The sequence below is a fragment of the Paenarthrobacter nicotinovorans genome (assembly GCF_007670255.1).
In the GTDB taxonomy this organism is placed as follows: domain Bacteria; phylum Actinomycetota; class Actinomycetes; order Actinomycetales; family Micrococcaceae; genus Arthrobacter; species Arthrobacter nicotinovorans_B.
The window spans coordinates 194,568-218,034 of the sequence record NZ_SZVS01000006.1 but is presented as its reverse complement, the minus strand read 5'-3'; the positions used below and the strand labels follow the sequence as shown (position 1 = coordinate 218,034).

Genomic DNA, 23,467 nt, shown 5'->3' with positions numbered 1-23,467 from the left:
CGTTGTTCCTAAGGGGTCTAGCCCAGACGGGTCTTTAGACCGTCCAGTTCGGACTGCAGAGCCGCCGGGAGCGATTCGCCGAAGTTGGCGAACCATTCCTCGATGGAGGCCAGCTCGGTTGACCACTCCTCGGCGTCGACGCGAACAGCGGACTCAACCTCGGCCGGAGTCATGTCCAAGCCTTCGAGGTCGATGGATTCACCGGTCGGGACGAAACCGATCGGGGTCTCCACGGCGTCTGCCTTGCCTTCAAGGCGCTCGATGGCCCACTTGAGCACGCGGGCGTTGTCGCCGAATCCGGGCCACGCGAAGCCACCCTCGGGGGTGCGGCGGAACCAGTTGACCAGGAAGATCTTCGGCAGACGCTCCGGGTTGGCCTTGGCGGACAGGTTGACCCAGTGGTTCAGGTAGTCGCCTGCGTCGTAGCCGATGAACGGCAGCATGGCCATGGGGTCGCGGCGGACAACACCGACAGCGCCGGCAGCGGCAGCCGTGGTTTCCGAGGACAGCGTGGAACCCATGAAGATGCCGTTGGACCAGCTGCGTGCTTCGGTGACCAGCGGAATGGTGGTCTTGCGGCGGCCGCCGAACAGGATCGCGGACAGCTCCACACCCTCAGGGCTGAAGTATTCCTCGGCCAGCATGTCGATCTGGTCGATCGGCGTGCAGAAGCGGGAGTTCGGGTGGGCTGCAGGCGTGTCGGAGTCCGGTGTCCAGGACTCGCCGCGCCAGTCGGTCAGGTGCGCAGGAGTTTCCTCCGTCATGCCTTCCCACCAGACGCCACCGTCGTCGGTCAGTGCCACGTTGGTGAAGATGCTGTTGCCCTTGGCAATGGCGCGCATGGCGTTGGGGTTGGTGCCCCAGCCCGTGCCCGGTGCGACGCCGAACAGGCCGGCCTCGGGGTTGACGGCACGAAGCTCGCCTTCCTTGCCGAAGCGCATCCAGGTGATGTCGTCGCCGAGAGTCTCGACCTTCCAGCCCTTGATGGTGGGGTCGAGCAGGGCCAGGTTGGTCTTTCCGCAGGCGGACGGGAACGCAGCGGAGACGTAGTAGGTCTTCTGCTCCGGGGAGGTCAGCTTCAGGATGAGCATGTGCTCGGCGAGCCAGCCCTCATCGCGTGCCATGACGGAGGCGATGCGCAGCGCGTAGCACTTCTTGCCCAGCAGGGCGTTGCCGCCGTAGCCGGATCCGAAGGACCAGATGGAGCGCTCTTCCGGGAAGTGGACGATCCACTTGTCCGGGTTGCAAGGCCATGCGACGTCGGCCTGACCGGGTTCCAGCGGCGCGCCCAGCGAGTGGAGGGCGGGAACGAAGAAGGCATCGGTCTGGGTGATGCGGTCCAGGACGTCCGTGCCGATGCGGGCCATGATGCGCATGGAGGCTACGACGTAGGCGGAGTCGGTGATCTCAACGCCGAACTTGGGGTCTTCTGCATCAAGGTGGCCCATGACGAACGGGATGACGTACATGGTGCGGCCACGCATGGAACCGGCGAAGAGTCCGCGCAGCTTCTGCTTCATCTCGGCCGGAGCCATCCAGTTGTTGGTGAAGCCTGCATCGCGTTCGTTCTCGGAGCAGATGAAGGTCTGCTCTTCCACGCGGGCGACATCAGCGGGGTCGGAGAATGCTGCGAAGGAATTGGGGAAGGTTTCCGGGTTGAGTCGCTTCAGCGTTCCGGCTTCGACGAGTTCGTCCGTGAGCTTCGTGTTTTCTGCTTCGCTGCCATCAACCCAGTGGATGCGGTCCGGCTGAGTCAGCTCGGCAACTTCCTCAACCCAGGCCAGCAGGCGTGCATGCGTAGTAGGTGCCTTCTCAAGCAGCGGCAGTCGCGCCAGATCGCCCATTGCGGTTCCCTTCCTCGGGTTCAGTGGTGTGTCCTAAACGATAGGGGCCGCGGACCAGACCATTCCGCTGTCAGACATCGGACATCCACCTACTCGAAAAGTAAAAACCCCTAGAAATCAAGGTTCGCGATTTACCAAGGCCGAATTTAAGTGACTAAGGTCACGTAGACCGGTCTAGTTGCGCAGATTACAGCTTCTCGATTTGGAACTTCACATGAACTTCTGTAAAGTTTATTGAGGTTCGAGGGGGTCAGAGAAACAGACCGCCGAGAATCACACGAAATGCGCCCATAGCTCAGCTGGATAGAGCGTCTGTCTACGGAACAGAAGGTCAGGGGTTCGAATCCCTTTGGGCGCACAGATCAAGACCCGCACCGGTTCGCCGGTGCGGGTCTTTTGTTTCCCCCGAAACCCAACCAGGGGACAGAACAGGGTCCTATGAGCGCTCAGTAGGACAGGTGCTGTCCCCCAGTTGGGTGGGAGGGGGTTTAGATGCGCGGGGCGAACGGCATCGGCGGGACATAGGAACGCCTCCGGGCTTTGGGAATCCCGTGCACCGGAGACGCGCCGCCCACAACGTTGGTCAGAGTTCCGAGCCGTTCCACCGTCAGGCTCACAACGTCGTCCCGTTCCAAGGCCGGCGGAGCCTCGGCCCCGTACCAACCCCAGAATTCAGCAAGACAGCCTCCGCCGCTGGTTCCGGACCCCAGGATGTCGCCACGTCGAACCCAGGTTCCCCGACTCGCATAGGACACCAGCTCAGCAAAGTTCCAGGCCATGTTGGCCAGAGAATCTGTGGCAAGGACCTTGCCATTTACAGAGACGCTCATGGACAAATCCAGGAACCCGTCCGAGGTTACGTCCTCCAGCTCGTCCTTGGTCACGAACAACGGCCCCAGGGATGTCGCCGTGTCCTTGCCTTTGGCTGGACCCAGGCCGACGGTCATTTCGCCGCGCTGCACATCCCGGGCCGACCAGTCGTTGAGGATCATGTAGCCGGCGATGTGATTTCCCGCCTCCTCCACGGAGAGGTTGAACCCATCCGTGCCTATGACTGCCGCAACCTCCAACTCGAAATCGAACTGCCGGGAGCCCGGCGCCATGGGAACAGTCGCGTTATGGCCTATCGCCGCATGCGGATTGGTGAAATAGAACGACGGCGCCTCGTACCAGGCGTCTGGAACACCCTTCTCCGGGGCTACTGAGCGCAAGGCGCCCTCCGTGTGCTGCTCGAAAGTGATGAAGTCACGGATGGCGGACACGTCAATGGGCGGCAGCAGCTCGGCTCCGGCAAAGTCCACACAGTCACCATCGGCCGTAATCCCGGGGTGGGAAATCACGTCAAACGCATCCACCCCTTCCGGATAAAGCCGGCCAGAGAGCAAATCCGCACTGGCCAGCCCAAGGCGGGGAACGCCGTCGAGCATTAACCGGAAGAATTTCATTCACCCGCCCCCTCATCCAGAATCGCCACCGCACGGGTCCATCCGGCGGAGGCTCCGTGGATTTTCACCGGGAAGCAGGAAATCCGGAACCCCGTGGCCGGCAGGGCCTCAAGGTTGTGCAGTTTCTCGATGTGGCAGTAACCGATCTCCCTTCCGGCCTTGTGGCCTTCCCAGATCAGCGAGCTGTCACCGGTTTCAACGTAGCGCTTGGCCGTGTGGATGAAAGGGGCGTCCCAACTCCAGGCGTCGGTGCCGGTGACCCGGACGCCGCGGCTGGTGAGGTAGAGGGTGGCTTCGCGTCCCATCCCGCAGCCTTTGCTGAGATAGTCGTCGAAGCCGTACCGGGAGCCGGCCGCGGTGTTGACCACCACAATGTCTCCCGGCTCGAGCTGGTGCCCCACCCGCAGCAGTTCGGTCTCGACGTCGTCGGCCCTGGCAACGTAACCATCCTCGAAGTGGCGGAAGTCCAGCTTCACTCCGCGCCCAAAGCACCATTCCAGCGGAACTTCGTCAATGGTGATGGCCCGCGCTCCACCGTCCATGGTGGAGGCATAGTGATACGGAGCATCCAGATGTGTACCGGTATGGGTGGTGGCATTGATGCGCTCAATGGCCCAGCCCTCCGCCGTAGGCAGATCCCCTTCAGTCAGTCCGGGAAAATAGGACACCAGGTCTTTGGCAGTTTCCCTATGGGTGAGATATTCGATCTCCGGGGTCATCCCGGGCGGATCCGAGGCTATGCCGCCGCGGAGGCTGACGGACAGGTCTATGAGGTGAGGCATTGTTGACGGACTCCTTCTGAAAGTGGGGCTCGATTGCCGCGTTGGCAGCGGAAGAGCCGCGGTGGGTGTGGGGCAGGAAGAGCATGAGGGCGCCGCCTGCCAGGAAAACTGCGCCGGAGAGGATGAGCCCGGATGAGAATCCCCAGGAGGCGGCGATTCCGCCCATGGCCAGGGGTGCGAAAGCCGCAACGCCCCGGCCGATGTTGAAGCAGAAACCCGCGCCGGTTGTGCGGATCCTGGTGGGGTACAGTTCCCCGAGGTAGGAGCCGAACAGGCCTGCGAACGTCATGAAGAAGGCGTACAGAGGCCCCATCCACAACAGGACAGCCTGGTTGGTGACAAGCCCATAAAGCGGCATCAACAAACCGGTGCCGGCCAGGGAGAGCATGATGGCGTTGCGACGGCCGATCCTGTCCGCGATCCAGCCAAACACGATGTACCCGGCGAACATGCCGAGGTTGAGGATGGTCATGAAGAGGCTGACCTGGCGGGGATCAAGGCCGCGCTCGGTAGCCAGGTAGCTGGGCATCCATGTTGAAGCCCCGTAAAAACCAACGAAGGCGCAGACTGCGACCAGCGTGGCGACGATCGTGCGACGGCGGTAGCTGCCGGTGAACAGTTCCCTGACGGTGACGGAGGGTGTTTGCTGCCCCGCGCGCTCTTCCAGCCATGCCTTGGATTCCGGGAAGAAGAACACCACCATGAGCAGCGGCACGAGCGCGGACAAGCCCGTGACCAGGAAGAGCATCCGCCAGTCAGGCATGAAGACGCCGGCGATGAGGGCTGCGCCCGCGCCACCCAGCGGGTACGCGGCAAGCACGAAAGCCACCGCCCGTCCGCGCTGCTGCGCCGGCCAGGTTTCCACGATGTAGGTGGACAGGACCGACCAGACTCCCCCAAGTCCAATGCCCGCCAGAAAGCGGAGGGCCACGAAGATGCCGTAGTTCGGCACGACAAACAAGGCGGAGGTCAGCGCGACGAACACCGCCATGGACACGATGAGCGCGATCCGTCGCCCGCGGTTATCGGCCAGCCATCCTGTGATCACGCTGGAACAGCCCATGCCGAGCAGCGTCGCGGTGGCCAGCAATCCGCCTGCCAGCGGAGTGAGCGCCAAGTCCTTGCTGATGGCCGGGAGCGCGAAGGACAGCACGGCAATTTCGAGGGCATCGAAGAGGTAGATGACGAATGACCCAATGAGAATGAACCACTTGGTTCCACGTTTCATGTGGAGATCCCTTCTGAAGCGGGCGACGTTGCCCGGAACGAAACAGAACTTTGACACTCGTTCAGTTTCATGTGGGATAGAATTTATACACCCATTCAGTTTGTGTCAACGGTCGCCACTCAAGGAGCTATAGGCTGGAACCCATGTCCACAGAAGTGCAGGGGAATACGGCGGGAACGCGCCGTCGGGAGCAGATCCTTGATGTCGCGGTAAGGATGTTCGCGGACCGGGGCTTTGACGCCACCACCATGCGGGCGGTAGCCGAGGAAACCGGGACCACCGCGCCACTGGTCATCTACCACTTCGCCACCAAGCTCGAGCTCTACAGGGCGGTCTTCGCCCGGTACCAGCACCTCAACGAAGAACGCCGCCGGCAGGTCCTGGCCGTCGAGACCTCGGCGAGTGACGCCGTCGAACGCATTGTGGACGCTTTCCTCATGCCAACACTGAAGGCCCAGGAGACTGCAGACGGGAAGCTGTTCGCCCGGCTCGTTCTCCGCGAGGCCTCCGATCCCGGCGCCCATGAACGCGGCATTCTGGCCGAATACTTCGACCCCATGGCAAGGGACTTCATACAGGTGATGCGCAAGGCACTGCCCAACAAGCCGCAGGGATTCCATGAATGGGCCTACATGTTCGGCGTGGGCGCGCTCACCGGCACGGCGCTTCCCCAGAGGATCGCAGCCCTGTCGGACCTGGGAAACATCAATGATTTCCGGTACGACTACCTGCGCTCGGTGCTCGTGGCGGGCTGGCGTGGCGCCGCACCCAAGTAGGGGACAGATAATGCTCCACTGAAGTGCCAGTGGAACGTTATCTGTCCCCTAGTTGGGTACGACGGCGGCCCTTGCGTTGGGTGCGCTACTCGCCGACGGCCTCGCTGATGCGGCGGCGGATGCCATCGAAGTGCCGGTTGAGCAGTTCGGCGGCAGCGGCCTTGTCGCCGGCGGCTACGGCCGCGTAAATGTCGCGGTGCATCGTCGCAGTCTTCACCAGGTCCTCGTTGCCGGGGCCGATTTCGACGTGGATCTTCCGGTATACCTTCCAGAAAACGCCCATCAGATTGATGAGGAGCTCGTTGTTGAGGGGTTCGAAAAGCCGGCGGTGGAACTCGGCATCGGCGGCGACGAAGTTCTCGCCGGCTGCTGCCAGCTCCTCCATCTGCTTGACCGATTCTTCGATGGATGACAACTGCTCCGGTGTCATGACGTCGATGGAGGAACCGATCAGTCCGGACTCAAGGGCTTGGCGTACGTCAACCAGCTGCAGCGCTTCGAGGCCTTGGTGGCGGAGGGACAACCGGCCGCGGAAGGTGAGTCCGTCGGCGAGGGCATCGAAGTTGCTGGGGGCGACGAACATGCCGAACCCGTGGCGGATTTCGATGACGCCCAGGGCCTGGAGCACTTTCAAGGACTCGCGCAGCGTATTGCGTCCCACGCCGAGAGCTACCGACAGCTCACTTTCCGTAGGCAAGGGATCGCCGGCTTCGAGCTCCCGTTCAAGGATCAGTTCCATAATGTCCGATTGCAACGCACGCAGCCGGGCCTGTGCACTGAACCGCGCCTGCGGAACCACGCCGGAAGTTGTCATGGCTTTCTCCTTGCCGTGCACCGGTCCCGGAAGTGGTAGCGGCGCAGTGTTAATGTTGAGGCGAGCATAGCGCCCGCTGCAGAACGAGTAGCTCGCAACATACAATATCGGATGTCCCACCTCCTTCATAGCCATGTGCGTAATTTCCCGGCAGGCGGCATCCTCTACCGGAGCCAAGCACGGCCCGGCGCTCCATTTCTCACTTGACGTTCCGTTGTGACCGCCCTTACAGTTTCACTACGAGCATCGGACGTCCTACATCCGATAACCCACGAAACTCGATTGGTGAGGCACCCTATGAGCAAGACGATTCAAAGCCTGCCGCTGGTCAACGATGCCAGCCGCCGGAACTTCCTGAAGCTAAGCGGCGCAGTTGGTGCAGCAGCCGCCTTCACGGCAACCCTTTCTGCGTGCGGCGGCGCTGCCAGCACCACAACCGGAAACGCAACGAACACGGCGGCGGTGAACAAGGACCTGACCATCGAAGCAGGCATTTCGTACGCGCTCTCCACGGGCTTCGATCCGCTGAGCTCCTCCGGCGCTACCCCGATGGCGGCCAACCTGCACATCTTCGAAGGCCTCATCGAACTGCACCCGGCAACCCGCGAGCCTTACAACGCACTGGCTGCCTCGGACCCCAAAAAGATCAACGACACCACGTACCAGGTGACCATCCGCGACGGTGCCAAGTTCCACGACGGCACCCCCGTCACCACCGAAGACGTGGCCTTTTCCTTCACCCGCGTCATGGATCCGGCCAACAAGTCGCTGTTCTCGCAATTCATCCCGTTCATCCAAGACGTGAAGCCTGTTGATGCCAAGACAGTCGAGTTCACCCTTAAGTACGCCTTCCCCGGCTTCGGTCCGCGCATCTCCGTAGTGAAGATCGTTCCCAAGGCCCTCGCTACCGATCTCAAGGCCTTCGACGCCAAGCCGGTTGGCTCCGGCCCCTACAAGTTGGTCTCCGCAGTCAAGGACGACAAGATCGTCTTCGAGGCGTTCGCCGACTACAACGGTCCCAAGCCTGCTTTGGCCAAGGGCATGACCTGGCTGCTCCTTTCGGACGCCGCAGCCCGCGTCACCGCCGTCCAGTCCGGCCGGGTCCAGGCCATCGAGGACGTTCCCTACCTTGATGTCGACGGACTGAAGTCCAAGGTCAAGGTTGAGTCGGTCCAGTCCTTCGGCCTGCTGTTCCTGATGTTCAACTGCGCCAAGGCTCCGTTCGACAACAAGCTGGTCCGCCAGGCCCTGCACTACGGCCTGGACAAGGAAGCCATCATCAAGAAGGCCCTGTTCGGCAATGCAAAGGCCGCCAGCTCCTACTTCCAGGAAGGCCACCCGGACTACGTCAAGGCCAAGAACGTCTACGGCTACGACGCTTCCAAGGCCGCGGACTTGCTGAAGCAGGCCGGCGTCACCAACCTCGAATTCGAACTGCTCACCACCGACACGGCATGGGTCAAGGACGTTGCGCCGCTGATCCTCGAATCCTGGAACAAGATTCCCGGCGTCAAGGTCACCGTCAAGAGCCTCCAGTCCGGCGCCTTGTACAGCGACCGCGTGGGCAAGGGCGACTACTCGGTTGTCGCCGCCCCAGGTGACCCTTCCGTGTTCGGCAACGACGCGGACCTGCTCCTGAGCTGGTTCTACTCCGGCTCCACCTGGATGGAAAAGCGCGCCTTCTGGACCGCTCCGGAGCGCACCAAGCTGCAGGACCTCATGAACAAGGGCTCCCAGGCCTCCGGAGAGGAAGCCAAGAAGACCGTGGGCGAAATTGTGGACCTCGTCTCCGAAGAAGTCCCGTTGTACCCCGTCTTCCACCGCCAGCTGCCCAGCGCCTGGGACGAGAAGAAGCTCAACGGCTTCAAGCCGCTGCCGACCACCGGCCTGTCGTTCATCGACGTCGGACGCACCGCCTAGGCGGTCCCCCACCCGTTGCGGGGCCCGCTTTGCGTCCTAAAGCCCCCACTTGGCGCGCAGAGCAGGCCCCGCAACCCACAATCAACCGGAGAACACATTGGTCACGATATTGCGTCTGCTCGGCCGCAGACTTGCAGCATTGCCATTAATGATCCTGGGCATCACGTTGCTCGTCTTCCTCGTCCTGCAGGCCGCTCCCGGCGACCAGGCCAGCTCGGCCCTCGGTGACGGCGCCAGCGAAGAAGCGAAGCAGCAGTACCGCCAGGAGAACGGCCTCAACGATCCCCTGGTCCTGCAGTACTTCCGTTTCCTCGGCAAGCTCCTGCAGTTCGACCTCGGGGTCACTACTCCCCCAGCCAAGTCCGTCGCTTCGATGATCGGCTCGGCCTTTCCGCTCACTCTTCAGCTGACCTTCCTTGGTGTGCTGATCGCGATCGTCGTCTCCTTGGCGTTCGGCATCATCGGAGCCCTGTACCGCGACAAATGGCAGGACCAGCTGGTCCGGGTCTTCTCGATCGCCGCAATTGCCACGCCGTCGTTCTGGCTCGGCATCCTCCTCATCCAGTGGTTCGCGCTCGGCGAGAACCCGATGTTCCCCTCGGGCGGCATCGCGACGCCGGAATCCGGCTTCGGCGGTTGGCTCAACTCGATGGCCCTGCCCGCCCTTGCCTTGGGTATCCCGGTCTCGGCCTCCCTGATCCGCGTGGTCCGCACTTCGATGGTGGAAGAACTCGACCGGGACTACGTCCGCACCGCCATCGGCAACGGCGTCCCATACCGCGAGGTCGTCTCCAAGAACGTCCTCCGCAACGCGCTCGTCACCCCGGTGACCGTGCTGGGACTCCGCGTCGGCTACCTGCTGGGTGGCGCCGTCGTGATTGAAATGATCTTCGCCCTGCCCGGCATGGGCCAACTGATCCTTAACGGCATCACCAACCTGGACGTCAACCTGGTCCAGGGCGTGGTGCTCACCATCTCGGTCACCTTTGTTCTGGTGAACATCGTGGTGGACCTTCTCTACCTGCTCATCAACCCCCGAATCAGGACGGTATAGCTCATGCGCAGCAAGCTCGCAGAACGGCTAAGCGCCCCGGGCCTTCGTTTCAAGGCTCTGCCCTGGGGCTCCCGCATCGCCCTGTCTTTCCTCATGCTCATTGTCCTGGCGGCCATCCTGGCGCCCGTGCTGGCCCCGCATGATCCGCTGGAGACGTTCATCCCAGCGACTCCCCCGGGAGCCGAGCACTTCTTCGGAACGGACCGCCTGGGCCGCGACATCTTCTCCCGGCTCCTCTTCGGTGCACAGTCCTCGCTCATGATCGGCCTGGGCGCTGTTGGCCTGGCCATCCTGGTGGGTGCGCTTCTGGGCTCGTTCGCGGCCACCTCGAGCAAGTCCGTCAACGAAATCATCATGCGGATCATGGACATCCTCATGGCCTTCCCGGGTATCGCGCTGGCCGCCGTACTCCTGGCCGCCTTCGGCAACTCGGTCCCGACCATCATCATCGCGATCGCCATCATCTACACGCCGCAGCTGGCCCGCGTGGTCCGGGCCAACGTCCTGGCCCAATACGGTGAAGACTACGTCCGCGCCGAGCGTGTGATCGGCGCCGGCCGGTTCTACATCCTGGTCAAGCACATCGTCCGCAACACCGCAGCCCCCGTGCTCGTGTTCGCCACGGTCATGGTGGCCGACGCCATCATCCTCGAGGCATCCCTGTCCTTCCTGGGCGCCGGCGTGCAGGATCCCGCTCCTTCCTGGGGCAACGTCATCTCTTACGGACGCAACCTGGTCCTGTCAGGCGGCTGGTGGGCCACCACTTTCGCCGGCCTCACCATCCTGCTGACCGTCCTGTCCCTGAACATCCTCGCCGAGGGCCTCACCGATGCGATGGTCAACCCCAGGCTTCGCAAGGCTACGGTGGTGAAGGACGACGACGGTTCCTCCGCTTCCGTGGCCGTCGACACCGAGGTGGCAACCACTGTCGCCCAACCTTCGGTGGTTGAAGAACACGAGCTCGACGGCGTCCGGGCGGCTTCAGGTATGGCTGCCACTTCCGAGGCCGGCCAGTCGGCCCTGCTCACCGATGTGCGCACCGCCGCCGCCAATCCGCACCTCCTCCTGGACCGCGAACTGGAACTCCTTGCCTCGATCGAAGCGAAGCGCACCGATCGCCTCCCCCAGGTACCGGCAGGCGCACGCAACGTCCTTGAAGTGAAGAACCTGTCCATCCGTTTCCCGGGCCGTTTCGGAGACATCCCGATCGTGGACAACGTGTCCTTCACGGTCCGGGAGGGCGAAACCATGGGCCTGGTTGGCGAGTCCGGCTGCGGCAAGTCGATCACGTCCCTCGCCGTGATGGGCCTGCTGCCGAAGACTGCCCAGGTGACTGGCTCCATCGTCTTTGACGGCAAGGAATTGCTGGATCCCAAGACGAAGCACAGCAACCCCAAGGCCTACGTAGGTCTCCGCGGTGAGCAGATCGCCATGGTGTACCAGGACGCGTTGAGCTCGCTGAACCCGTCCATGAAGATCAAGGAACAGCTGGAGCAGCTCACCAAGCGTGGCGGCCGCAAGACCCCCACGGAGCTGCTGGAAATGGTCAAGCTGGACCCCGTCCGGACGCTGGCCAGCTACCCCCACGAGCTCTCCGGAGGCCAACGCCAGCGCGTGCTCATTGCCATGGCGTTGTCCCGCTCGCCGAAGATCGTGGTTGCGGACGAGCCCACCACTGCCCTGGACGTCACCGTCCAGAAACAGGTGGTGGACCTGCTCAACGAACTGCGTGAACAGCTCGGTTTCGCCATGGTGTTCGTCAGCCACGACCTCGCTTTGGTTGCTTCACTGGCCCATCGCATCACGGTGATGTACGCCGGGCAGGTGGTTGAGTCCGCACAAGCTTCCGAGCTGTTGCAGAACCCGAAGCACGAATACACCCGTGGCCTGCTGGGCGCTGTGCTCTCCATCGAAGCCGATGCCGCCAGGCTCCACCAGATCCCCGGCACGGTTCCTTCACCGCACGATTTCGCTGTGGGGGACCGCTTCGCGGCGCGCTCGCTGCGGCCCGACGCCGACCCCAACCAGAAGCTGGTCCTCACCACTGTCCCTGCGACGAACGGGGACGATGCCGACCACTACTGGGCGAGCCACCTGAAGGAGGATGCCAAGTGACTGCCACCCCAGTGATTGAACTCAAGGACGTCAAGGTCTACCACCGGGCGCGCACCGGCGGCCTGTTCCGTCCCAACATCGTCAAGGCCGTCGACGGCGTTGACTTCACCATCAGCCGCGGTGAGACCGTAGGCATCGTGGGCGAGTCCGGCTGTGGAAAGTCCACCCTTGCGTCAGTGCTCGTGGGACTCCAGCCGCCGACGTCGGGCCAGGTTTTGTTCCACGGCAAGCCGGCCATCAAGCGGAACGCTGCCATGCGGCGCGAGTTCGGCCGCTCCGTCTCCGTGGTCTTCCAGGATCCGTCCACGGCGCTGAACCCGCGCATGACCATCCAGGACATCCTCACCGATCCCCTGCAGGTCCACGGCATCGGTACCGCCGCGAGCCGTCTGGCAAAAGTCAAGGAACTGTTGGCGCTGGTTGGCTTGCCGCAGTCGGCAGCAGAAGTGACGCCGTCGCAAGTTTCCGGCGGCCAGCGCCAGCGTGTGGCGATCGCCCGCGCACTGGCCTTGGACCCGGACATCATCGTGGCGGACGAGCCGACGTCGGCCCTGGACGTTTCGGTCCGGGCGCAGGTGCTGAACCTTCTGTCCGACCTGAAAACGCAGCTGAACCTCGGCATGGTGTTCATCTCGCACGACATCCAGACCGTCCGGTACGTCTCGGACCGCATCTGCGTCATGTACTTCGGCAAGATCGTCGAACAAGGGACCGCTGCCCAGGTCTTTGACAACCCCAGCAACGACTACACCCGCAAGCTGCTTGGCGCCGCGCCGAGCCTGCTCCACATCTAGTTTTTCCTTTCACACGTTACAAACAACGGAGATTTCTGTGTCCACTCAATTCCAGGGCGTCATTCCCCCGGTCATCACGCCCCGCCACGCAGACGGCAGCATCGACGTCCAGTCGTTGAAAAACGTCACCAAACACCTGATCGACGGCGGTGTGTCCGGGCTTTTCGTCCTGGGTTCATCCGGCGAAGTCCCCTACCTCAGCAACGAAGAGCGCGAGCTGGTGGTGACCATCATCGCCGAAGCCAACGCCGGGGCCGTCCCGCTGATCGTGGGCGCCAACGAGCAGACCACCAACCGCGTCATCGAGGAGGCCCGCAAGGTGGTTGACCTCGGTGCCGACGCGATCGTGGTGACGTCCATGTACTACGCGATCGGCAATGTCGCGGAGACCGAGACCCACTTCCGCAGCATCCACGAAGCCATCGACAAGCCGATCTTTGCCTACGACGTGCCGGTCCGCACCCACTTCAAGTTGCCCACCGATTTGTTGGTTCGCCTGGGCCGCGATGGCGTCATTGCCGGTGTGAAGGACTCCTCGGGCGACGATGTTTCCTTCCGACAGCTGCTCCTTGCAGCCAAGGACATCCCGAACTTCGACATCTTCACCGGTCACGAAGTCGTGGTTGACGGCGCCCTCCTGGGCGGCGCGCAGGGCGTTGTTCCAGGCCTCGGCAACGTTGATCCCGCCGGTTACCGCCGCCTCTTCGACGCCGCGCAGGCCGGCGACTGGGCTGCCGCTGCCCGCGAGCAGGATCGCCTGGCCGACGTCTTCGAGATCGTTTACACCCCTGGTGGCCGCGTGTCCGGCGGTGCCGCGGGCTTGGGTGCCTTCAAGACCGCGCTCCAGGTCATGGGCATCATCGAGTCCAACACGATGAGCTCGCCGATGCTTTCCCTGAACGAGTCCGAGACTGCCGCGATCCGCGAAATCCTGGAACGCAACGGGCTGGTCTAGTCATTCATGCCCCCTTCCATGACGCACGTAATCGGCGTTGACCTCGGCGGCACCAAAACCGCCGCCGGGGTTGTCTCCTCCTCCGGGGAAGTGCTGTTCTCGAGCACCATTCCCACGCTGAACAGGGCCGGTGGCGAGGCGATCCTTGATGCCACCGCCGCACTGGTTGCGGGCTTGGTGGGGCGCGCCGCCGACGCCGGACTGACCGTGTCCGGCGTCGGCGTCGGCTCGGCGGGGGTCATCGATGCTGTTGCCGGGTCTGTGGTTTCCGCGACGGAAGCCATCCGTGGCTGGGCCGGGACAGCGCTTGTTTCCGGGCTGTCTGCGCGGCTCGGGCTGAAGGTCCGCGCCGTCAACGACGTCCACGCCCACGCCCTCGGGGAGGCGTGGCTGGGAGCCGCTGCCGGTACCTCGAGTTCGCTCATGGTCGCTTTCGGGACGGGGGTCGGCGGCAGCTTCGTCCTGGACGGCGCCCCCGTCCTGGGCCATCACTTTGTGGGCGGCCATGTAGGGCACTTCGCGTCGCCTTTTGCCGCTTTTGAAGGTCGCCCCGTGCCTTGCGTGTGCGGGTCCGCCGGTCATGTGGAGGCGATCGCCTCCGGCCCCGCCATCCATGAGTCCTTCCTGCGCTTTGGTGGCTCGGCTGCTGAAGCGGCGGACACGCGTGGCGTGTTCGAGCTCGCCAAGAAGACCCACGACGGCGGTGCTGCCGCGGCCGCGGCGCGTGCCGCCGTCGAACTCGGTGCTGTAGCCGCTGGGCAAGCGGTGGGTGGGCTGATCAACATCCTCGATCCCGAAACCGTTGTTATTTCCGGTGGCCTCGCTGATGCCGGCGAGCTGTGGTGGAAGCCCATGGAAGCCGCACTGCGACAGGAGCTGCTGGCTCCGTTGCTCGCTGTTCCCGTTGTCCGCGCGGCCCTGGGTAACAGCGCCGCCATTGTTGGTGCCGCGAAACTCGTACTCCCGTAAAGGAATTGTCCTGTGATCCTCACGTCCGAAAGCCTCGAAGCCCTGCGTTCCCAGCTGATCGTCTCTTGCCAGGCGTATCCGGGCGAGCCCATGCGGGATCCCCGGACCACGGGGCAGGTGGCGGCCTCGGCCGTGATCGGTGGTGCCGCGGCGGTCCGGGTTCAAGGGCTTGCCGACGTGCAGCTCACGCGTGCCGCCGTCGAAGTTCCTGTGATTGGACTCTGGAAAGACGGGCACGACGGTGTCTTCATCACGCCCACGCTCCGTCACGCGTTGGCCGTGGCCAACGCCGGGGCGCATGTGGTGGCCATCGACGGGACGCGGCGTTCGCGGCCGGATGGACTTTCCCTGACTGAGACGATTTCCGGAATCCATGCGGAGTCGCATGCACTGGTCATGGCTGATTGTGGCTCGTTAGATGACGCCGTTGCTGCTGTTGAAGCCGGCGCAGACCTGATCGGCACTACTTTGGCGGGCTACACCGGCGAGCGCATGAAGACCGACGGCCCGGACCTGGAGTTGCTGTCCCTGATTGCGGGCGCAGACCTGGGCAAGCCCCTCATCGCAGAGGGCCGCATCCACACCCCGGCCCAGGCGCGTCAGGCCCTCGACGCCGGTGCTTTCGCCGTGGTTGTGGGCACGGCGATCACCCATCCGGCCAGCATTACGGGCTGGTTCAAGGGTGCGATGCACTCTTAGTGACATTTTCTGCTGGATCATTCCGTCGACGCATCCTGCGTGTTCCCTACCTGGTACGGGTTACTCAAGCTGCAGCACTGGATGATCCAGCAGAAATTGCCCTTTATCTCAGATTCGGAGCGCTAGGCTGAGCCGGTGTCCTACGATTTCTTTGTTTACGGTTCAGAGGCGCTCAGCCATGAAGACGTCGCGACGCGCATCAACAACATTCGCGGGCTGACCTTCGACCCTGCAGAAAGTGGCCCCTCCGATGAAGAAACGTGGGGTTTTCTGGTCCGCCGTAGCGCTCAACGGAACTACAGTTTCACGGTCGAGGGTCCTTATGCTGACAGCGGGGAGGACATTGACGAACGCCAAGCAAGCATTGTCGTCCTCGGCATAAGGTACCGGTACGACATCAGCGTCGAGGGCGGCGGTCCTGCAACGGAAATCCCTCATGCTTGGGCGTTCGCGAAGAAACTGGCCAGAGCTGTCAGCGGGGTCGCCATAGATGCACAGACGGACGGGACGTGGCCGGAGCCAAAGGAGCCTCCGCTCACGGCTTACGAGGAGTACTTCAAGCATCTGTCCCCCGGGCATTACCTCAACTCTGTCACCGCACAGTGGTACTTCATTCAGGACGAGGACCCTGCCTTGCTGGGACAGAAGTACTTGGACGTGTGTCGGGAGCATCTTCCCCAGGCCGTGCCCGCGAATTACCAACGCAGCCTGGGGTGCAGGCCCTTGGCGCCCCAGGACGACGACGCATCGTTCTTGGAGACGCTGCAGTCCAATAGGATGCCGTGGCTGCGGGCAACGGGCTCGGGCTTCGTTCAGAACCTCGGATTTTCGAAGCTCGTCGATGATGCACCGATGTACGTCGGAGCCATCTCTCTGAGTCTGTCAGCTTATGGAAGTGCGGATACAGGGACAGCGTCCAGATTGAGACCGTTCTTCCTGACACTTGCAGAACGCTTAGGCGCCTTCTTTGCAAGCGCCGAAATCACGCGAAGCCACGTGACCACCGAAAAGGTAAAGCAGGCCGAGGAGGCGTCGAACCAATGGACTCGGGGCATGTGGCGTGGCCTTCCTGCGCACCCCGTCTGGTGGAGCTATTTCGGTCCGCTCTACTCTGAACTGGTACGGCCGCATCTGACGGGCAGCCTCGAGGACACCCACGGGGCGCTGTTTCACAGCTACGGGGACAAGCCCCTCAACCGCGATGAAATCGTGGCGCTCATCCCCGAGCCGACCTCGGGTTGGTTGCCCAAAGACCTCACTGCGCCTTTTGACTTCTGCCTTCCCCAGCAGCCGGTTGCTGCCTACATACCGTCCCCGCTGAGAGCGCAGTGAGTCGTCTCCACTGGCCGGTCCCATGCGTGCCCGTACTGGGACCACCCTCCGACAAACAGCTTGCCGTGCCCCATTCCGAGGTGCTCCATCATCAGCAGGTTGTGGCACGCGGTCACTCCTGAGCCGCAATAGGTGATGGTGTTTTCAGCCGCGATTACGCCTGCCCGCTCGAAGTTCATGCGGATCTGCGGTTCCGGCAGAAGGTATCCGGCGGCATCGAGGTTCTCCCGGCAAGGGACGTTCACGGCGCCAGGGATGTGCCCGGGTCGCGGATCGATGGGGTCTTGCCGGCCCTCGAAGCGGTCACGGTTCCTGGCATCAACCGCGGCGCCTGAAGCTGCCTCCGAAATGTCCGCAATGAACCGCGAGGGCCATGCCCGGGCGGTGAAACTGCCCCTGCCCGGCGGCGATGTCGCAACGGAGAGCTCCCCCGGGTAGGCACCCATGCCCCCATTCAAAACCGCCGCCTTGTGTCCGGTGGCCCGGAGCATCCACACGAGCCTTGCCGCGATGACTCCCCCTGCGTCGTCGTAAGCAACCACGGTATCCGCGTCATTGATACCGGCTTCCCGCATCCCTTCGGCGAATACCCGGGGATCGGGCAACGGGTTCCGTCCGACTTCCGGGGACGCCGGGCCCGAAAGCCAGCGGTCCAGGTCGATAAAGACCGCGCCCGGGAGGTGTCCCCGTTCGTAGGCCTCCTGCCCGGAGGCGCCGTCGAGATACCAACGGCAATCTGCAAGAACGAGTGTTCCGGCCTTGGCAGCGCACCAGCTCCAGTCGACAAAAGGCTTCAGCTCATCTCCCATGCGTTGCAGCTTAGACCCACGTTCCACAATGCAAGATACATATCCCATTATTTGGACAGGCCCAGCACTTGTGAGGCCTGCTCTGCGCGCTAAAAACCCGTGAAGGCACGCAGAACGGGCCTCACAAGGGGAAGGGTCCGGCGTAGGCTTTCCCCATGACTGCCGAGAACTCCCGCGAGTACGACGTAATAGTGATCGGCGCAGGCGCCGTTGGGGAAAACGTGGCCGACCGCGTCGTGCGCGGCGGCTTATCGGCGGTGATCATCGAAAGCGAACTGGTGGGCGGTGAATGCTCCTACTGGGCCTGCATTCCCTCGAAGGCACTTCTTCGCCCCGGCAGCGTCCTGCACGCAGCCCAAGGAATCCCCGGTGCCACGGAAGCCATCACCGGAACCTTGAACGCACCGGCAGCCCTGAAGCACCGGGACTGGTTCACCAACAACTGGCAGGACGGCAGCCAGGTCGAATGGCTGGACAGCGCCGGCATTGACCTGATTCGTGGACGGGGCAGGATCACGGGCCCCCGCGAGGTCCAGGTAGATGCTCTCGACGGCAACAGCTACGCCCTCAAGGCCAACCATGCGGTCGTCGTGGCAACCGGTTCAACGCCCACCATTCCGGCCATCGAGGGGCTCAAGGAGGTACCCTACTGGACCACCCGCGGAGCGACCGCAGCCAAGGAGATCCCGCAGCGGTTCGTAGTCCTCGGCGGCGGCGTGGCCGGCGTGGAACTGGCCCAGGCGTTCGCCCGGCTCGGCTCCGATGTCACGCTTGTTGCCCGCGGACGACTCCTGAGCAGCTACGCCGAGGAAGCGGCGGACCTGGTTCTGGCAGGGCTCCGCGCCGATGGAGTGACGGTCCACCTCCACACGGACGTCACCAAGGTTGAGAAGAACGACGACGGCGCCATCACCGTGACGCTCGACGGTAAGACACTCCAGGCCGACCAGATACTCGTCGCGTCCGGCAGGCGTCCCGCCCTGGCCAATCTGGGCCTGGAGAGCGTTGGCATTGAAGGTGAAGACGGCAAAGCTCCCCGGCTCACGACCGATGCGAGCGGCCTCGTGGAAGGACCGGCCAGCGATGGCACCAGCGGTTCGTGGCTTTACGCTGCCGGCGATGCCGCAGGAAAGGTTCTCCTGACGCATCAGGGCAAATACGAGGCCCGGGCCACGGGCGACGCCATCGTCGCCCGTGCCAAGGGTGAACTCAAGGGCAGCCCCGAACCGTGGAGTCCGTGGGCACACACGGCCAACGACCACGCCGTCCCCAGCGTTGTCTTCACGGACCCCGAGGTGGCGTCGGTGGGACAGGGCCTTGAGGAGGCACTCCTGCAGGGAAAGAACGTGACAGGGGTTGAACTTCCCATCAACGTCAGCGGCTCCCAGCTGTACTCCCCGGACTACGAGGGGTGGGCCCAGATCGTGGTGGATGAGGACAGGAGGGTGATCATCGGTGCCACTTTTGCAGGCCCGGGCGTTTCTGAACTCCTCCATTCGGCAACCATTGCGATCGTCGGCGAGGTTCCCTTGGACAGGCTCTGGCATGCCGTGCCGTCATATCCGACCATCAGCGAAGTGTGGCTCCGGCTGATGGAGAAGTACGGCCTTTGAGTTCTATTTGAACTGACCAGTCAGTTTAGTTAGACTTATCGCAGACAACAGTTCTGCGAAAGGCTTCATTGTGCTGTCCGTACAGCAACTCCAGATCAACGGCCGCCGGGACGACCTCCTCCCGGCCACGTCGCTCCAAGTTCACCGCGGCGAACTCCTGCTGGTCGCCGGTGAAGGCCAGGACCAGCGCACCGCCCTCGCCTTGGCGTTGAGCGGCCGCATGAAGCCCAGCAACGGTGTACTCAGCTGGGATAACGTCACCAAGACCAAGAAGATCCGGCTCGCGAGCGCTTTGGTGGACTCCCCCGGCGTCAACGAACCCGAGCAGCACCTCAGCGTCCGCGATCTCGTCACCGAAGACCTTTCCCTGATCCCCCGCCGCTACCGTGGCGCGCTGCTGAGCAAGCCGTGGCTCAAAGTGAACAGCTTCGAAGACATTGCAGGCCTCTGGATTGAACAGCTCCCCGCCAGCCGCCGCCTCGAACTCCTGACGGCACTGGCCCTGGCGGACCCTGCCACGGACCTGTTGATCGTGGACACTCCCGATCGCCACAGCGCGGATCCCCGGACCTGGCTGCCAAGGCTCCAGGCTTTGGCGTCCGACGCCGGGCGGCCGCTTGCCGTCGTCGCCGTCGTGGGTGCCCTTCCGGAGAACTGGACCGGCCCGGCAGCGGTGATCGGCAACTCGGTCCGGCATCCCCCTGAACCGGAGGTCGAGCCGGCTTCCGCACCCACCAAGCCTGCCGCCGTCCTCGTCGAACCCAAAGCCAAACACGCCGCCGATACCGCGCCGGACCTGGCTGAAGAACCTGAAACCGAAACCCTCCAAAGGACTGCAAAGTGACTGTTCTGCGGCTTGCCCGCTCCGAACTCAAGCGCATGACCGGCGGGCTCCTGCCCAAGCTGACCATCCTTGCCCTGACCATGGTGCCTCTGCTGTACGGCGCCGTGTACCTGTACGCCAACTGGGATCCGTACGGCAACCTGAACCAGATCGACGCGGCATTGGTGGTCGAGGATACCGGCGCCACCGCGAAGGACGGCACGCAATTGCAGGCCGGCAAGAAAGTTGCCGACAGCCTGGTGGAGGGCCACGTCTTCAACTGGAAGCAAGTCTCCAACGCCGAAGAGGCCGACGCCGGGGTCAAAACCGGCGAGTACGCGTTCGCCCTGCGCATTCCCAAGGACTTCTCGGCCAACCTCGTCTCCCCGGGCAGCTTCGACGCCGCGAACCAGGCCATGCTGCACGTCACCACGAACGACGCCAACAACTACCTCCTGAGCACCATCGTGGACAAGCTCACCACGGCCGTGCACTCCACCGTGGCCAAGGAAGTGGGCGAAGAAACCGCCAACCAGCTCCTCACCGGTTTTGGCACCATCCACGCCTCCATTGTGAAGGCCGCTGACGGCGCCTCCGAGCTCGCCACCGGTGTCGGAAAGCTCAGCGACGGCGCCGCCACCCTGCAGACGGGCACCGGGCAACTGGTTACCGGCGCGGACCAGCTTGTGGCCGGCCAAACCCAGCTGCGAGACGGCGCTGTGCAACTGAACGCCGGTGCCGGCCAGCTCAGCTCCGGACTTACGGAGCTGAAGAACAAAACGGCCACCCTCCCCGCGGATTCGCAGAAGCTCGCCGACGGCGCTGCCCAGGTAGCCGCTGGAAACGCCGAGCTGAATGCGAAGGTCCAGGAAGTCGTCGGACAGCTGGACGCAGCGGACAAGGGCCTGCGCAACCGGGTGGTCGAGTCCAACGCGCGGCTTGTCGCTGCCGGTGTGCTGACCCAGGAGCAGGCCGACAAGGTCCTCGCCGACTTCGATGCCGCCGCAGCTTCCAGCCCGGTGACGGACGCCAAGGCGAAGATCTCCGGTGACGCCGCCAAGATCCAGCAGCTCTCGGATGGTTCTGCCGCAGTCAGCGCTGGCGCCCAAAAGCTCGCTGGCGCAACGCCGGCCCTGACCGATGCCATCTCCCAGGCGGCAGCCGGGGCAGGGCAGCTGAATTCCGGCGCGGCCACCTTGGCCGCCGGGCAGCAGACCGCTTTGGATGGCGCTGTAAAGCTCGACGACGGCGCCCACCAACTGGACGACGGCGCCGGTCAACTGGCCAGCGGCGCAGTGACCGCGGCCGATGGCTCCCACACGCTCGCCACTGAACTCGCGAAGGGCGCCGGAGACATCCCGAACCCGAACGATGAGCAGAAGAGCAACGTCTCCAAGGTGATCGCCGATCCCGTTGCAGTGAACAACGTCTCCCAAGCGAAGGCAGGTTCCTACGGCGCGGGCCTGGCCCCCTTCTTCCTGACGTTGGCCCTCTGGATCGGTGTGTTCATGCTTGTCCAGGCGATGCGACCCATCACCCAGCGGGCCCTGGCTTCGAACGCCCCCTCCTGGAAGATTGCTGTAGGAGGCTGGCTGCCGTTCTTCGTGGTCTCGGTGCTGCAGGCCACCATCCTCACCGTGGTTGTTGATCTGGGTCTGGGACTGAATCCGGCCCACCCGATCGGGATGTGGCTGTTCATGCTGGCCGCGGTGATGGCGTTCAGCGCGATCATCCAAGGCATCGTGGCGCTGCTGGGTACGCCGGGCAAGTTCGTGGTCCTGATCCTGCTGGTCTTGCAGCTCGTGTCCTCCGGTGGCACGTTCCCGTGGCAGACCACCCCCATGCCGCTACATGTGGTGCACGAGGTCCTGCCCATGGGCTACGTCGTCACCGGTATGCGGCACCTGATCTATGGCGGTGAACTCAGCATGATCTGGCCTACCGTGCTGGGCCTGCTTGGATACACTTTGCTGGGAGCGGCACTGTCCACACTGGCAGTCCGCAAACACAAGATGTGGACCCTCAAGACCCTGAAGCCGGAGATCGCAGTATGAGCACCACCGAGCCGGCCGCCGCCGGAACTGCTGGGAAGAAGCTGCGTCCGGGCCGCACCAACGCCACCAAGCAGCGGCTCTTCGAGGCGTCCATGGAACTCATCGGTGAACGTGGTGCGGCGGGAGTGACCGTCGACGAGATCGCGGCCGCGGCCGGGGTGTCCAAGGGGACCGTGTACTACAACTTCGGCAGCAAGTCGGACCTCATCGCCCAGCTTCTGCGGCACGGCGTGGATATCATGCTGGTCAGGCTCCAGGACATCCAGGGGCAAAGCAGCGACCCCCTGGAGTCCATGCAGAACATGGTGGGACAGGCCATGGAGTTCATGGACGATTACCCATCCTTCGCCCGGCTCTGGGTCAGCGAAAACTGGCGGACGCCCGGTGAATGGAGTGCCGTCTTTGCCGAGCTTCGGGCTGAACTCCTGGCCGTGATCGGTTCCGCCGTGGAGCGCGTCGCGGCCGGCTACACGGTGGATACGTCCATTGCCCGGGGCAGTCTTGAAGCGGCTATCTTCGGAGCCATCTTCGTGGTGGGCCTGGACCGGCAGACCTACAACCCCGAGCGGACCCGCGAGCAAAGCGTGGCCGCGGTGATGACCATCATGCACGGGTACGTCATCAAGTAAAGCGTTGCGAGGCCTGCTCTGCGTTCCATGGCATGCCCATTGGACGCAGAGCAGGCCGCACAACGGTATCCAACTGCAATGTACGACGGCGTGGCGCGGCCACTTGGTCGGCGATGATTAACCTCATGCGTCACATGGGGAACAGCGGGAAGCTTGCGGTGGTGTCCGCTTTTGTCGCACTGGCGCTGTTGGTTCTTGCAGCGGTGGTGCTCGAAGAACTGGTGCTGTACCTGTTTCTCGGGAGCGTGCTGCTCTGCTACCTCGCGTCCCTCGTTCAGCTCTTCAACCGGCGCCGCTACTTCGTAATCCTGCTCGGCGCCGTCGGCACGAGCCTGTTCATTGGTTGCAGCATCGCCTTCCTGCGGATGTGGGGCATCGCGTTCACCCAGGACGCCAACGCCCTTGGCGGTTCAGTGAGCGCCGGCAGCGCAGTGAGCACGAAAGATTCGGACATCTACTTCTACCTGGCGGCTGCTGCGGGGGTGTGCACCCTCGGCGTGATGTTCCTTGGAGCCGTGGTGCCCTCGTTCGGATCGCGGGCGGCCGCTCCGGTCAAACGTGCGGCGCCTTCTCCCAAGCGTGCACCCGCCCAGCGAAAACCTGCCCAACGACCAAGCGGCCAACAACGCCCCGCACAGCAACGTCCGGCCCAGCAACGTCCGGCCCAGGCCCAACGTCCCGTCAAGCGCCCGGCCGCCCTGACGCCGGCTGCCAAGCGTCCCGCGCCCCGAACGCCTGCCACCCCAGCCAAGCGACCGGCGTCGAGCGCTTCATCCCAACGCAAACCATCCCCCAAACGCTGACTCCCCCGC

20 protein-coding genes and 1 tRNA gene are annotated in these 23,467 nt (G+C 63.6%); 15 read left to right on the top strand and 6 right to left on the bottom strand.

Going from position 1 to position 23,467, the window contains the following annotated elements; translation table 11 throughout:
• Positions 1-17 precede the first annotated feature (17 nt).
• Positions 18-1,844, bottom strand: a complete 1,827-nt coding sequence (locus FDP28_RS11585; protein WP_144661579.1) for a phosphoenolpyruvate carboxykinase (GTP) — start codon at positions 1,842-1,844, stop codon at positions 18-20.
• A gap of 284 nt (positions 1,845-2,128) precedes the next feature.
• On the opposite strand from FDP28_RS11585, the gene FDP28_RS11580 reads away from it, so the two are divergent.
• A tRNA-Arg gene (locus FDP28_RS11580) sits at positions 2,129-2,202 on the top strand.
• 130 nt (positions 2,203-2,332) lie between these two features.
• Here the strand turns inward: FDP28_RS11580 and FDP28_RS11575 are convergent.
• From FDP28_RS11575 to FDP28_RS11565, 3 genes are read right to left on the bottom strand one after another with little or no spacing between them, the layout of a single operon-like run.
• Positions 2,333-3,289, bottom strand: a complete 957-nt coding sequence (locus tag FDP28_RS11575; protein ID WP_144661578.1) for a fumarylacetoacetate hydrolase family protein — start codon at positions 3,287-3,289, stop codon at positions 2,333-2,335.
• Positions 3,286-4,008: a cyclase family protein gene (locus tag FDP28_RS11570; RefSeq protein WP_260842443.1), complete on the bottom strand. Its 723-nt coding sequence runs from the start codon at positions 4,006-4,008 to the stop codon at positions 3,286-3,288. Before FDP28_RS11570 ends, FDP28_RS11575 begins: the two co-directional genes overlap by 4 nt.
• Entirely contained in the window at positions 3,977-5,299 is a 1,323-nt protein-coding gene (locus FDP28_RS11565) for an MFS transporter (RefSeq protein WP_144661576.1), read from the bottom strand. Before FDP28_RS11565 ends, FDP28_RS11570 begins: the two co-directional genes overlap by 32 nt.
• A gap of 143 nt (positions 5,300-5,442) precedes the next feature.
• Between FDP28_RS11565 and FDP28_RS11560 the strand changes: the two genes are divergently transcribed.
• Entirely contained in the window at positions 5,443-6,075 is a 633-nt protein-coding gene (locus tag FDP28_RS11560; RefSeq protein ID WP_144661575.1) for a TetR/AcrR family transcriptional regulator, read from the top strand.
• 85 nt (positions 6,076-6,160) lie between these two features.
• Here the strand turns inward: FDP28_RS11560 and FDP28_RS11555 are convergent, their stop codons facing one another.
• On the bottom strand, positions 6,161-6,889 hold the full coding sequence (locus tag FDP28_RS11555) for a FadR/GntR family transcriptional regulator (protein WP_144661574.1): 729 nt from the start codon (positions 6,887-6,889) through the stop codon (positions 6,161-6,163).
• A gap of 297 nt (positions 6,890-7,186) precedes the next feature.
• Here FDP28_RS11555 and FDP28_RS11550 point away from each other — a divergent pair, with 297 nt between their 5' ends.
• The 8 genes from FDP28_RS11550 (at position 7,187) to FDP28_RS11515 (ending at position 16,727) form a co-directional block, all read left to right on the top strand.
• Positions 7,187-8,809: an ABC transporter substrate-binding protein gene (locus FDP28_RS11550; RefSeq protein ID WP_186313601.1), complete on the top strand. Its 1,623-nt coding sequence runs from the start codon at positions 7,187-7,189 to the stop codon at positions 8,807-8,809.
• Positions 8,810-8,906: 97 nt separating this feature from the next.
• Positions 8,907-9,863, top strand: a complete 957-nt coding sequence (locus FDP28_RS11545; protein ID WP_186313600.1) for an ABC transporter permease — start codon at positions 8,907-8,909, stop codon at positions 9,861-9,863.
• A gap of 3 nt (positions 9,864-9,866) precedes the next feature.
• The gene (locus tag FDP28_RS11540) at positions 9,867-11,978 is read left to right on the top strand and encodes a dipeptide/oligopeptide/nickel ABC transporter permease/ATP-binding protein (RefSeq protein WP_144661572.1); all 2,112 of its coding nucleotides are present in this window, start codon (positions 9,867-9,869) and stop codon (positions 11,976-11,978) included.
• Complete coding sequence (locus tag FDP28_RS11535; protein ID WP_144661571.1) at positions 11,975-12,772, top strand: ATP-binding cassette domain-containing protein; 798 nt, start codon at positions 11,975-11,977, stop codon at positions 12,770-12,772. The genes FDP28_RS11540 and FDP28_RS11535 overlap by 4 nt, the downstream gene beginning before the upstream one ends.
• 37 nt (positions 12,773-12,809) lie before the next feature.
• Positions 12,810-13,727: a dihydrodipicolinate synthase family protein gene (locus tag FDP28_RS11530; RefSeq protein ID WP_144661570.1), complete on the top strand. Its 918-nt coding sequence runs from the start codon at positions 12,810-12,812 to the stop codon at positions 13,725-13,727.
• Positions 13,728-13,745: 18 nt separating this feature from the next.
• Entirely contained in the window at positions 13,746-14,696 is a 951-nt protein-coding gene (locus FDP28_RS11525; RefSeq protein WP_144661569.1) for an ROK family protein, read from the top strand.
• A gap of 12 nt (positions 14,697-14,708) precedes the next feature.
• On the top strand, positions 14,709-15,395 hold the full coding sequence (locus FDP28_RS11520) for an N-acetylmannosamine-6-phosphate 2-epimerase (protein ID WP_144661568.1): 687 nt from the start codon (positions 14,709-14,711) through the stop codon (positions 15,393-15,395).
• A gap of 135 nt (positions 15,396-15,530) precedes the next feature.
• Positions 15,531-16,727, top strand: a complete 1,197-nt coding sequence (locus tag FDP28_RS11515) for a hypothetical protein (protein WP_144661567.1) — start codon at positions 15,531-15,533, stop codon at positions 16,725-16,727.
• On the opposite strand, the gene FDP28_RS11510 is transcribed toward FDP28_RS11515, so the two are convergent.
• On the bottom strand, positions 16,697-17,536 hold the full coding sequence (locus FDP28_RS11510) for a sulfurtransferase (protein ID WP_144661566.1): 840 nt from the start codon (positions 17,534-17,536) through the stop codon (positions 16,697-16,699). The genes FDP28_RS11515 and FDP28_RS11510 overlap by 31 nt on opposite strands.
• A gap of 155 nt (positions 17,537-17,691) precedes the next feature.
• Between FDP28_RS11510 and FDP28_RS11505 the strand changes: the two genes are divergently transcribed.
• The 5 genes from FDP28_RS11505 (at position 17,692) to FDP28_RS11485 (ending at position 23,458) form a co-directional block, all read left to right on the top strand.
• Positions 17,692-19,149 carry a dihydrolipoyl dehydrogenase family protein gene (locus FDP28_RS11505; RefSeq protein ID WP_144661565.1) on the top strand — a complete coding sequence of 486 codons (1,458 nt, stop codon included), beginning with the start codon at positions 17,692-17,694 and terminating at the stop codon, positions 19,147-19,149.
• A gap of 70 nt (positions 19,150-19,219) precedes the next feature.
• A complete protein-coding gene (locus tag FDP28_RS11500) occupies positions 19,220-19,993 on the top strand; it encodes a P-loop NTPase family protein (RefSeq protein ID WP_144661564.1) in 774 nt (257 codons plus the stop codon).
• A complete protein-coding gene (locus tag FDP28_RS11495; protein WP_144661563.1) occupies positions 19,990-22,026 on the top strand; it encodes a YhgE/Pip domain-containing protein in 2,037 nt (678 codons plus the stop codon). The genes FDP28_RS11500 and FDP28_RS11495 overlap by 4 nt, the downstream gene beginning before the upstream one ends.
• On the top strand, positions 22,023-22,655 hold the full coding sequence (locus FDP28_RS11490) for a TetR/AcrR family transcriptional regulator (RefSeq protein WP_144661562.1): 633 nt from the start codon (positions 22,023-22,025) through the stop codon (positions 22,653-22,655). Before FDP28_RS11495 ends, FDP28_RS11490 begins: the two co-directional genes overlap by 4 nt.
• Before the next feature lie 134 nt (positions 22,656-22,789).
• The gene (locus tag FDP28_RS11485) at positions 22,790-23,458 is read left to right on the top strand and encodes a hypothetical protein (protein ID WP_260842442.1); all 669 of its coding nucleotides are present in this window, start codon (positions 22,790-22,792) and stop codon (positions 23,456-23,458) included.
• The last annotated feature ends 9 nt before the right edge of the window (positions 23,459-23,467 follow it).